General features: G+C 34.4%; 8 protein-coding genes. 5 read left to right on the forward strand and 3 right to left on the reverse strand.

All coding sequences use genetic code 11. From position 1 onward, the window contains the following. Window position 1 precedes the first annotated feature (1 nt). Window positions 2-760: a methyltransferase type 11 gene (locus CO050_01140; protein ID PJC32083.1), complete on the forward strand. Its 759-nt coding sequence runs from the start codon at window positions 2-4 to the stop codon at window positions 758-760. Next, window positions 757-3,003: a hypothetical protein gene (locus tag CO050_01145; protein PJC32084.1), complete on the forward strand. Its 2,247-nt coding sequence runs from the start codon at window positions 757-759 to the stop codon at window positions 3,001-3,003. Before CO050_01140 ends, CO050_01145 begins: the two co-directional genes overlap by 4 nt. Here CO050_01145 and CO050_01150 read toward each other — a convergent pair. Both CO050_01150 and CO050_01155 read right to left on the reverse strand, forming a co-directional pair. Next, a complete protein-coding gene (locus CO050_01150) occupies window positions 2,960-5,062 on the reverse strand; it encodes a hypothetical protein (GenBank protein PJC32085.1) in 2,103 nt (700 codons plus the stop codon). The two genes, CO050_01145 and CO050_01150, sit on opposite strands and share 44 nt — an antisense overlap. Next, complete coding sequence (locus tag CO050_01155) at window positions 5,037-6,764, reverse strand: hypothetical protein (protein ID PJC32086.1); 1,728 nt, start codon at window positions 6,762-6,764, stop codon at window positions 5,037-5,039. The genes CO050_01150 and CO050_01155 overlap by 26 nt, the downstream gene beginning before the upstream one ends. Before the next feature lie 101 nt (window positions 6,765-6,865). On the opposite strand from CO050_01155, the gene CO050_01160 reads away from it, so the two are divergent. Genes CO050_01160 through CO050_01170 form a run of 3 tightly spaced genes read left to right on the forward strand, consistent with a single transcriptional unit; the run spans window position 6,866 to window position 10,319 of the window. Then, window positions 6,866-7,792 carry a GDP-fucose synthetase gene (locus CO050_01160; GenBank protein PJC32087.1) on the forward strand — a complete coding sequence of 309 codons (927 nt, stop codon included), beginning with the start codon at window positions 6,866-6,868 and terminating at the stop codon, window positions 7,790-7,792. Beyond that, a complete protein-coding gene (locus CO050_01165) occupies window positions 7,789-9,477 on the forward strand; it encodes a hypothetical protein (GenBank protein ID PJC32088.1) in 1,689 nt (562 codons plus the stop codon). The genes CO050_01160 and CO050_01165 overlap by 4 nt, the downstream gene beginning before the upstream one ends. Further along, the gene (locus CO050_01170; protein PJC32089.1) at window positions 9,474-10,319 is read left to right on the forward strand and encodes a hypothetical protein; all 846 of its coding nucleotides are present in this window, start codon (window positions 9,474-9,476) and stop codon (window positions 10,317-10,319) included. Before CO050_01165 ends, CO050_01170 begins: the two co-directional genes overlap by 4 nt. On the opposite strand, the gene CO050_01175 is transcribed toward CO050_01170, so the two are convergent. Continuing rightward, on the reverse strand, window positions 10,246-11,496 hold the full coding sequence (locus tag CO050_01175; GenBank protein ID PJC32090.1) for a hypothetical protein: 1,251 nt from the start codon (window positions 11,494-11,496) through the stop codon (window positions 10,246-10,248). The genes CO050_01170 and CO050_01175 overlap by 74 nt on opposite strands. Window positions 11,497-11,527: the final 31 nt, after the last annotated feature.

The following is an 11,527-nucleotide window of genomic DNA, read 5'->3' on the forward strand; positions in this document are numbered from 1 at the left end:
TATGCAAAAAAGTCACTACGAAGATTTGTACGATAATCAAGATACGTTATGGTGGTATAAGGGAATGAGGTTGATAAATACAACCTTGCTTAATAAATATTTTTCACAAAAGAGGGGTTTAAAAATTCTTGATGCTGGATGTGGGGCAGGTGCTGCGCTGGGATATCTATCCCAATATGGAGAAACAATAGGAGTTGATATATCAGATGAGGCTTTGAAATTTGCGAGGAAGCGAGGAAAGGTGAAAAAAGCAGATATAGCGAATCTACCCTTTAAAGATAATTCCTTTGACTTAGTTTTTTGTTACGGAGTCTTATATCATGTGTGGGTAAAAGATGAGCGAAAAGCTTTAGATGAGTTCTATAGAGTATTGAAGAAGGGAGGCACTCTTTTACTTGAAGAGCCTGCGTATGATTGGTTTATGGGAAATGAAGATATGATTTCTTTTGGTAAACATAGATTTACTGCATCAGAATTAAAAATTCTTTTGAAAGAATGCTCATTTAAGACTTTGAGGTCTACATATATAAATAGCATTCTTTTTCCACTTGGAATTGTAAAAAGACTTCCTGAAATTATTGGTTTAAGACCCAGGAGACCGGTAAGTGATATTTTTGAGATGTCAGGTATTATAAATTTTATATTTTTAAAAATCTTACAGCTAGAATCCAAGCTATTAAAATATATAAATTTTCCTTTTGGAATGTCAGTTATTTGCATAGCAAGAAAAAACGAAGAACCTAAGACAGCTAAGAAGTGAAAAAAAAAGTTAAAACTTATTATCTTCTTATTTTTATTCTTATTATAGGGGGATTGTTACGATTTTTTGGACAATATCCTGGTTTTCCCGATAATCACCCCGATGAGGGAATAAGTTTTACAACAGGTGTTTATATGCTCTATCACTTTATGGAGCCTAATATATTTTATTATCCCGCAGGAGTTCCATTCATACAGGCACTCTTTTATCTTATCTTTTTTATTCCAATAGTTCTTCTTAAGTTATTTATTTTACACCCAGAATATATTTTCGAGTTTTTTTCTAAAGGATTTATTTTTTTTACAAAATATCATGATGCCATTTTTGGGGTGAGAGATATAAGTGCCATGTTTTGGTCAAGATATATTGTAGGTCTTGTAGGTTCGGGTACAGTATTATTAGTATATTTTGTATCCAAGAAGCTTTTTAATAGACAAGTTGCTCTTTTTGCAGCATTATTTCTTGCTGTTAATTATCGTCATGTTTTAGGAAGTCATATTGGTTTACCTGATACATATAACGGGTTCTTTTCTCTCTTCGCATTTTATACAAGTTACTTATTACTTGAAAAACAAACAAGGCGAAGATATATCCTTGCAGGAATTGCAATTGGATTGGCAGTTGCGATGAAGTATCAGATATTTACCTTTATTCCTTTTGCTTTTGTTCATATTATTTTATTGATTAAAACAAAAAAAATAGGAGCAGTTATTAATAGAAATTCTATTTTAACAATTTTTATTTCAGTTGCTGTTTTTTTTCTTATAAATCCCTACATTCTCAAAAATATAGATGAATTTAAATATCATGCGGATTTGACATACCGTTGGTATCAAATGGGAAACTACCAGTTTCGTTTATATCCATATTTTTATCTTTTTCATTGGGGAATTGGAGAGTTTGTCTCTTTTGCTATTGTTTTGGGTGCTGTTTTTATGGCTAGAAAGTCATTGCTAAAATTCTTAATGTTAGCCTCGTTTATTGTGCCGTTTTTCTTTATGTTAACTATTTACAGCAATGGAGGAATATATACTCGAAATTTTAGCACTGTTATTCCTTTTCTAACGATTATTGCAGGATATTGTGCGTGGATATTTTTACAGTACTCTAAAAAATATCGATGGGGTTCTTTGGTTCTTATTAGCTTGGTAATCTGTATTAATATTCCATCCTTTAATAATTCTTTTCTTTTAAGTTATTACTATTCAAAAACATGGAATTCAGACATTTTAATGCAATGGATGGACAAAAATCTACCTTCAAATATTACCCTTCGTAATCATAACCTTGTCTTAGCTTGGAAAAATAGAGACCAATATTTCTCAATACTAGAGAACAAGCATATAAACCAATCTGATTGGGAATATGCTTATGGACCTAGTTCGGTTGCTGAATTTCAAGCAGAGGAGGTTGACTTTGTAATTCTTAATGATAATAGATTGCAAAACGTGACTTACTGGTGGAGAGGATGGAGTGCGGATAAGTTAATTAAATATTCAGAGGTTCCCTATGACTATATTATGAATGGATTTTTTGGCTTGAGTGCTGCTGAGCTTATGAGTTATAGCGTTCATGAAATATACAAGCCATGGCAAGCAATGAGTACTGGAAACTATATTATTATTAAAATTCCTCAGAAGTTAGATGATGATGGACGTAAGATTGCAGAGTTTCACTTTGATGTCGAAAGTGATATGTGGAGTATTAGAGGTCTAATGAATCTTAAGCCACCATCCTTTCGTTTTGTTCCGACCATAGGAAAGAATGGGAATGGTTCGGTGGCAATATATGGGAAAGGAGAAGGAAATACATCTAGAATTAGCTCGTCCGCGATTTCTATAGAAGCTGGAAGAACATATACTGTTAAGGGGTGGATTAGAAATTCAGCAGAAAAATTAGATATAGATCGAGAGTCCTTCTTAAGAATAGATTTTTATAATGACATGAATAATCTGGACACATTAGGAGTAGGTGTAGCTGTATCTCCAAGGGCGCCCATATCAGATGAATGGGTTATGGAGGAAGTATCAGCTAAGTCACCTTATGGTGCAAAATATATGACTATCAGTTTTCAAAGGGTAAATCTTCCACGGAGTATTTCATTGCAGGATTTTACGAGTTATCTTGATGATGTTGAGGTATTTGAGAGCGAGAGCGAGGCTATAGAGAGCTTTAAAGAGTTGCCTTACATTAATAATCCTACAATTCTGCTTGAGGATTTATATCCAAATTCGTTTTTTTAGCGTCGGGATAGAAATAAACAGAATTTTTCAGTATTTGTTTTACGCAAGCATCTTTGGGTTCAATATGAAAAAATATGTATTGAGCGTATTCGGCCCCGAAAGGATAAGAAATAGTATCGCCATCGGGTTGTCTATTTAATTTTCTTATTGGATACTCTTCAGGTAGATTGTGGGGGGTATAAATCCAGTCTTTCCCGCCGGCAGAAACTCTAAAATATCCAAGGGTAAGTGGACTGCAGTTTTCTTGCGAAAACTGCCATTCAATACGATTTATAATTAGTTTCTTTTTCAGATTAAACATTATTCCTTCTTCGGTTATTTGATAATATACATCAGTAAGCTGTGCTTCTTTAAGATAGTTTTTTAGAGTATGCTCTGTGTCATTTTTCCAGATATTTAAGATACTTGTATCGTCGACTTTTATTTGATAAATAGGGTTTAGTGTACGATTGTAGTATCTACTGCTGTAGTAGATTTCATTGAAGGGTGTTCCAGAATTGAGACCAATAACATATTCACCATTTTTTAAGTAGCCGCTACGTTCTATATTTGTATATGCTAGATCGTTTCTAACCCATAGTGCTGGTAAATTGGTCATTATCTCTTGAGATAGTACCAAAGTGGAGTTTGGAGGAATATTGTAATTTGTCCATTGGATAGCTTGCTTGTAAACATTTCCAAAAGTATTTCCCCAATAAGGAATATTTTTTTCTTGTGCACCTTTTAGTCCGCCAATTAACGGGTTAAAGTAGACGTTCTCATTTGGATGAATCGAAATTAGCTTAGCAGTAATTGGAATGAAACTAAGAATAATTAACAATTGTGATAAAAACACTAGTTTTCCTGTCTGATTAACCAATTTGGCTGCTCCAATTCCAGACAAAATGGCCAGAGCAGGAATAAATTCCATGATCTGACGTACTCCTCCATATATTCCAGCATGTGGGACTGTAACTCTTACAATAGGAATCAAAAACCAAATCAGGACGAAAATTTCTGCAAACAATTTCTTTTTTATTCCAGATCTTAAAATATAGAAAATTCCTATGCTTGCAAGAATAATTGTTACGATGGGCGTGGTGTATAAGATCCATTCAGAAGCATATGTATTAAGACCTAAGTGAATGAATCGTTGATCAAAATCCGAGCTGATACCTAGGGATTTATAGAAATCAATAATTTGGATAAACCGTGAAATGGGTGATTTCCAAAGAAAAGGCCAACCTACAAACAATATAGTAAATGCAATTAGTGGATACATGAGAAACGTGGGGGTCAGCTTAAGGTATTTTTTTATCGATATTTTTCTAAAATATATATAGATTACTAACCATATGATCATAATTGGTAAAGCAAAGAAAATATTAAATTTTGTTCCTAAGGCTAATCCGAACAGGGTTGCAGAAAGTAGTATCCAGATTTTTTTAATTTTAGTTACTCCGTAATAAAAAAAGATAAGTGCAAAACTAAAAAAAACAGTCTCAGGAATGTCTTTCAGATTAAAATGAGATTCTCCAAGAAAGAGTGGATATGTTACTAGAGATAAAACGGTAATAATTGCAGTAAAAATACCAAATTCTTTTGATACCCATATATATAGACCTCCAACAAGGATTGATGCAAGTAGAAGTGGGTATATATGATACGAATCAATATCATTTATAATTCCCATTTTTTGAAAAAATATGAAGTTAAAAAGGGAAGAAAAAATATCAGAAAGAGGAGGGTGTCCGGTGTCATTATTAAGATAATAATCTGCAGAATAATAGTCAACTTGATAAAAACTTCTCCTATTAACCTCTTTATCAGGAGAGAAAAACAGGGTATCGTCTTTTTGGTAGTATATGTTGCGAGGGGGGAGATTATTGTAGGTCAAGTTTTTGGTTAGATAATAGTTAAGGTAAGCTTGTCCGCGAGGAAGATGATTAATTGTATCCCAATCGACTCCATAATGAGGTAATGTTATAAGGCCAAAGACAAAAAAGACTACCCCAATAATTAATCCAGGAAGCCAAGGGTGGAACTTAAATTTATTAATTTTTGCTATGGATTTTGTCATTTTTCCAAATGGTTAAAATGGGAACTCCATCTACTTTTACCTCATGAACAGGATCCAGTGATTCTATATATAGACGCTTATCCGTTGGTATTGTCAAAAGCCAGTTATAGTCGGTTACCTCCATCAAGTATTCGCCTTTTTTCTCTTTACCAGAGAAGTAGTGATCGCTAAAATTAATGTCTTTTCTTAGGCTTATTCTGGGTACATTTTGAGTATACCCTCTTACCAGAGTGAGATTTGCGTCTTTTTCAGTGTTATTGTTGAGCCAATCTACGCCTTGTTTGTAAGGGCTTCCTAGGGTTACTCCCCAGTCTGCAAAATTTCTTTCTCTGGCTCCAGATAAGCCCCCAATTAACGGGTTAAAATAGACGTTTTCGTTGGGATGAATGGAAACTATTTTTATTGTTATAGGAACAAATATAATAAGCAGAATCCATTTAATTTTTTTTAATGATTCTGGTTTTAGCTTTATTATTTTAAATAAATATCTTATGCCTTGAATTGCTCCAATACCGGTTAATATTGCCATTGCGGGAATATATTCCATGACTTGTCTTACTCCACCATAAATACCGGCTGTTGGCGTGCTTACTCTTAGTAGTGGTACAAGAAACCAAAAAAGAATTAATAATGATAATTTTGTTTTTTCTTTAAATCCACTATTAATGGTGTAAATTATTCCGAGAATAAAGAGCAAAAGAGTCGACAGGGGAGTAATAAATAGAACCCATTTCCATGCATAAGTATTTATTGCTCTAAATAAAATATAATCAGTAGGCTGGTATAACCGAGATCCGATATCTTGATAATAAGATAAAATTGACAATACGTTTTTAAAATCCTGCCATAGGAACGGCCAAGATAAATAAAATATTAAGAACGAGATGATCGGCAGCAAAAATAAGGATATTGAAACTCCTTTTGTAAAAGGCCATTTCATTTTTTTAATCTTGTTCCACTTATACAATAATAACCATGGTCCAAGAATTAGGGAAATAAATATAATATTGAGTTTTGTTCCCAGAGCCAGACCAGTGAAAGCTGCAGATGCCAAAATCCATTTCCAGCTATTACTAGTTATCCCTTTAAAAAAAGTAAAAAGGGTTAAGGTAAAAAATGTTGTTTCTACTGGGTCTTTAATATTAAAATGAGATTCAGAGAAAAATAGAGGATATAAGATTAACGAGAGAGACGCAATGACACCGCTAAATAGTCCAAAATATTGTGTGACAAAAAAGAATATTGAACCAACAAGAACAGTGCTTGTTACTATGATAAACAAGTGGTAACTTTGTATATCATCTAGCCATCCTAGCTTCTGATAGAAAATGTGATTGCTTAAAGACGCAAGGATTCCATTGATCGGAGGATGTCCGCCGTCAAATTGAGCGTAATAATGATACGTATATCTGACCTTATCCTCTCTGTCGTACTGATAGATACTTCTCCTAAATTGTGAAGTATCTTCATATTCAACGTCTTTTGGTATTTCGTAGAAAGAACTCTTTTCATAATGGCTTTTAACTCTTAGCAGTTCTTTATAATTTTCTTTTCCTGTTAACAAGTAATAAAGATATGCTTGTCCTCGCATATAGTGCGCAGGCTCGTCCCAATTAATACCGTAATCTGATAGTGTAAATAATTCAATCAGAAAGAAGCTGAGAATAATAATTAAACCTATTGTAATTTTTCGAAAGTACATAATTTTTTTGCAGAGTATCTATATTATTATATAGTACTTTTCGGTTTGTTTATTATTGGTAATATGCTAACATGGAAAATATTCTTCGTGAAATTATATAAATGAATCTAAACAATAAAAAAATCCTTGTTACTGGTGGGGGGGGATTTCTGGGGCAGTATGTTGTTAGTGAGTTAAAAGCTAAAGGAGCAGAAGATATATTTGTACCAAGATCTACAGAATACGACCTTCGTAGCACATTGGTCTGTAAAAAAGTTGTAAAGAATGTTGATGTTGTGATTCACCTTGCAGCCCAGATTGGTGGAATTGGGTTTATTGGTGAGCACTCGGGTGAAATTTTTTATAACAACTTAGTTATGGGCGTGGAGCTTATGGAAGCGGCGCGTAAGGAAGGGATAGAAAAATTTGTAAGCATTGGAACAGTATGTGAATATCCCAAGAGTCCGCCGTTACCGTTTAAGGAAGAAAACCTTTGGGATGGCTATCCTGAAGAGACAACTGCTCCTTACGGCTGGGCAAAAAAGATGTTAATAGTGCAAGGAAACGCATATAAGACACAGTACGGATTTAATGCAATTCATCTTTTACCAGTTAATCTATATGGGCCTGGGGATAATTTTGTTCCAAGAACAGCTCATGTTATACCAGCTTTAATCAGGCGTATAATTGAAGCTCGAAATTTAGGTAAACCTAAGGTTGAGGTCTGGGGGACGGGGAAGGCAACTCGAGAATTTCTCTACGTTAAGGATGCGGCGGAAGGTATAGTATTGGCAACGCAAGAATACGATAAGCCAGAACCAGTCAATCTTGGTTCGGGTCAGGAGATTGCAATTAAAAAAGTAGTAGAGTTAATAGTCGAACTAACGGGGTATAAGGGAGATATTGAGTGGAATAAGTCTAAACCCGATGGGCAACCACGCAGACAACTTGATGTTAGTATGGCCAAGTCCCAATTTGGTTTTTCAGCTAAAATGGTCTTTCGTGATGGGCTAAAAAAGACAATTGATTGGTATGAACGTCAGTTATGAAAAAAAACAGGTTATATTTTTTTCTATCTATCTTAATTATTTTAATTTCTGCTTTACTTACTTTTGGCAAGCTCCCGTTTGCTTTTTTTCAGCAAGATGAATGGCTAATTTTTGGGAATTACCTTTACTGGCAGAAAGCAAGCTTGAGTTGGTTTGAAAGATTATTTTATGGTCAATATACTCATTTTATACCTTTGAGTAACCTATTTTCTTTTACTCAATTCAAGCTGTTCGAGGTAGAATTTTATCCATATGCGGTCAGTAGCATTCTGCTTCACTTCTTGAATTCTCTTCTAGTTTGTTGGCTTGGGTGGCTCCTTTTTAAGAAAAAAATTCTTGCAAGTATTGCTGGGTTTTTGTTTCTAATTAATTCAATATCCCATCAGGCAGTCACCTGGATTGCGACTGCCTCTGGGACGGAAGGGGCTGTTTTCTTTATTCTGCTATGTTTAGTATTTTTTACTAAGTATCTATTTGATAAACCAGATAAGAGGAGATATTTATATTCATCTTTGTTATTTTTGATGATCTCTATATTTTTTAAGGAAACATCGGTATTTATCTTTTTATTTCTTCCGTTATATACGTTAATTGTAAAGTTTGATAGAAAAAAGATCAAAGAAACTACAATTTTCTTATTAATATTTGGAGGACTATATGTTGGTTTACGTTTGGCAGTTCCTGCTTTTTATGAGCAGCCTGAACCCTCAGTGGTTGAACTAACTCAACCAAATCTAGTGACATATGGTTATCGAGTAGTTAGTATGCCATTGAGAATTTTGACGCAGTCTGTAATTCCAGTAGAGTATATTATTAAAGCAAGTAGATTTTTTATTAAAACTGCTTATCCTCAGTTCATTGCCATTGATAATGCACCAAATCCGTATATTGTGGAAAGTATTGGTGCAGACACTATTTCATTTGGTATAGCAATAATTTTACTAATTGGCACTTTAGTTTTATGTATATATTTGAAAAAATACAAAATGGAGCAAAACGCACGTATATTGATAATCTCAATTATTGGCATAGTTTTAAGCTCATTTCCTTTTATTTTTGTTCCTGGAGTAGCTGGATTTCTTTCTTTATTGGATGGTAGACATTTTTATCTCACTGGCATTTTTACTTCGATATTTATAGCTACTGTCTCTTTTGAGTTGTATGAAATTTTTAATCGGAAGAGAATTATCTTACTTACATTAATATTTGTTTTTTTAGCTCTTTCTATTTTGCATATTTACAAAATAAGAAACGATATTGCCAAGCAAATAGCAATTGGCGACTTGAGAAAAGGGATTTTAGAGAATATTTTGAGTAAATATCCTACTTTGCCAAAAAATGTAGTTTTTTATATTCCAAGTGATAAATCTTTCTATGGAGTGGAGGAAAACATCATGCCTTTTCAATCCGGTTTTGGGCAGACGCTTTTGGTTTGGTATAATGCATATGGGGAACCTTTTCCAGCGTGTTTTTTTAACGACCAGTTTTTGTATGTACAATTAAGCCAAGGATATAGAGAATGTGAAGGTAGAGGGTTTGGGTATTTTCGAGAGGAGGGTAAGCTGGATAAGTTCATGGAACAAAGTAGTATTAAGAAAGATGAGGTAGTGGGTTTTCAATATATTGCTTCTGAGGAAAAACTAGTTGATATTACAAAGGAAGTCCAAAATAAAATAACTCAATGAGATCGTTACCATTGGTATCTGTTAATGTTCGTACATATAATTCTGCTAAGACTCTGAAAGAGACCTTGGAATCGGTAGTAGCTCAGACTTACAAAAATATAGAAATTATTCTGGCAGATGGATTTAGTAAGGATAACACTATTAAAATAGCCCAATCTTTTGGAGCAAAGGTACACTTTGCCGATAAGCTTGGAGATGCTAGAAAGCAAAATCAAGTCAGAAGTCACGGTAAGTATGTTTTATCTCTTGACTCTGATCAGACTTTAGAGCCAAAGGTAATTGAAGAATGTGTGAGATATTGCGAAGAGGATGGATATGATGCCATTACCATATCTGAAAAATCTGTTATTAAAAAAGGAACCTATCTAGAATACTTAATTGCTTATGATAAGTGGCTCATAGATCAAGTTATAGATGACGGTATTTTATTCGGTACAGCATGTCCCAGATTCTTTAGTAAAAAAATCTTAGAGAAAGTCAAGCTATCTCAAGGTCTCTCTATTTTTGATGACACAATTCTGTATGCTCAAGTACTGCGCCAAGGAGCAAAGGTGAAATATATGAAATCTTCTTCAATCTTGCATCAGGAGGTAACAAGTTGGAGTGTTCTTGCTAAGAAATTTTTTCGTTATGGACAGGGATATGCGGTTGCTTGGAAGCAAAATCCTACCACTATAGCTACGCGTTCACTACCACGACGTTCATATTTTAGTACTATTGCTTTAACCAAACCTCATTTGCTTATAGGTTTGCCAATATTGTATCTAGTTAAGGCGTCCTCGGCGCTAATGGGCTTACTTTATGCATCGGTGTCGGTAACTCCATTTGAGATAGAGCATTAGAGTAGGTCTTTTTCCAAGTGTTTTGTTTACTGTATGCTATAGCCACTTTGCGCATCTTGTTATATTTCTTTTTGTCATGCATGAGATCTATGATGGCTGATGCGAGGGCTTCGGGATTGTCTTTTATTCTAATGGCTGCCCCAATTTTCTCGATTTCTTTTCCAAGTGGAGGAATGCTTGTTGTGATGATGGGTAGACCAGCTCCAAGGTATAGACGTAGCTTGGTAGCGTCTCCATATTTCCGATGAGATCTGGGAGTGTCCAAATATGGAGCTACTCCAATGGAATAAACATTGATTGCATTTGTGATATCAGCAACTTGAGTTATGAAACCATGAAAGACAACGGACTTGTCTAGGGAATACTTTTGGATAAGACTTTTAATTCTTGCTTGATCGGCGCCATTGCTTCCAAATATGTGTAAAGAGCTTTTTGGGAATTTTTCTAGTACATAATGCATTGCTTCTACTGCAAGATCGGGACCATTGGATTTTGTTAATGTTCCTGCATATACGAGTGACAAAGGTATCTTTTTTGAAAGTGGTAATGGAGATATCTGTTCCTTGAATAGCGCATTTGGAACAAGGATGACAGGTGCGGATTTACTTGGCTTAAGCCCGGCTTTAATCCTAGCGGGATGCATTGCAGGTGATACATCCCATATATAATTCGTATGATAGCAACACATTCTATCAAGCCATAGGTAAAGGCTGTTAAAAAGTGAGCTGCCATATCTGTTAGGGGAATAGTCAGAGACATAATATACTACCTTATTAACTTTACCCATTTTACGAAGAATAATACCAGCTAGTGTATAGATAGACTCCATTCCTATGAATAGTTCAAAATTTTTCTTTGATCTTATAGCAAGCTCAAGAGTAGCAAAAATGTCACGAATCTTAAAAAACACTTGGGTAGATATTGTGTTTTGTAACATTAACAGTGGATACATGAGGATACTAATAACTGACACGCGATTTACCATTTTTTTGTCTGAAGAGTAAGTTTCATATTTTGTAATTACTGTTGATGATCCGGGATGGGGTCCGTCAATTAGGTCTATGTGTTTAACTTGCGGTTTAAAAAAGCTTAACATTGGTTCAATCATTCCGTTGATTGCTGTGCGCTCGTTGTTTTCCCAGAGGGCAAAAGTTCCAATTAAAAGGCTCTTTAACATATAAGGTAGTTTACAATACTTTGAGATAAAG

Source organism: Candidatus Roizmanbacteria bacterium CG_4_9_14_0_2_um_filter_38_17 (genome assembly GCA_002788855.1).
GTDB lineage: Bacteria > Patescibacteriota > Microgenomatia.

What these genes read in the sequence shown, in the direction of transcription:
- CO050_01140 (PJC32083.1), top strand. Translation starts at nt 2, where the DNA reads ATGCAAAAAAGTCACTACGAAGATTTGTACGATAATCAAGATACGTTA.
- CO050_01150 (PJC32085.1), bottom strand. Translation starts at nt 5,062, where the DNA reads ATGACAAAATCCATAGCAAAAATTAATAAATTTAAGTTCCACCCTTGG.
- CO050_01155 (PJC32086.1), bottom strand. Translation starts at nt 6,764, where the DNA reads ATGTACTTTCGAAAAATTACAATAGGTTTAATTATTATTCTCAGCTTC.
- CO050_01160 (PJC32087.1), top strand. Translation starts at nt 6,866, where the DNA reads ATGAATCTAAACAATAAAAAAATCCTTGTTACTGGTGGGGGGGGATTT.
- CO050_01165 (PJC32088.1), top strand. Translation starts at nt 7,789, where the DNA reads ATGAAAAAAAACAGGTTATATTTTTTTCTATCTATCTTAATTATTTTA.
- CO050_01170 (PJC32089.1), top strand. Translation starts at nt 9,474, where the DNA reads ATGAGATCGTTACCATTGGTATCTGTTAATGTTCGTACATATAATTCT.
- CO050_01175 (PJC32090.1), bottom strand. Translation starts at nt 11,496, where the DNA reads ATGTTAAAGAGCCTTTTAATTGGAACTTTTGCCCTCTGGGAAAACAAC.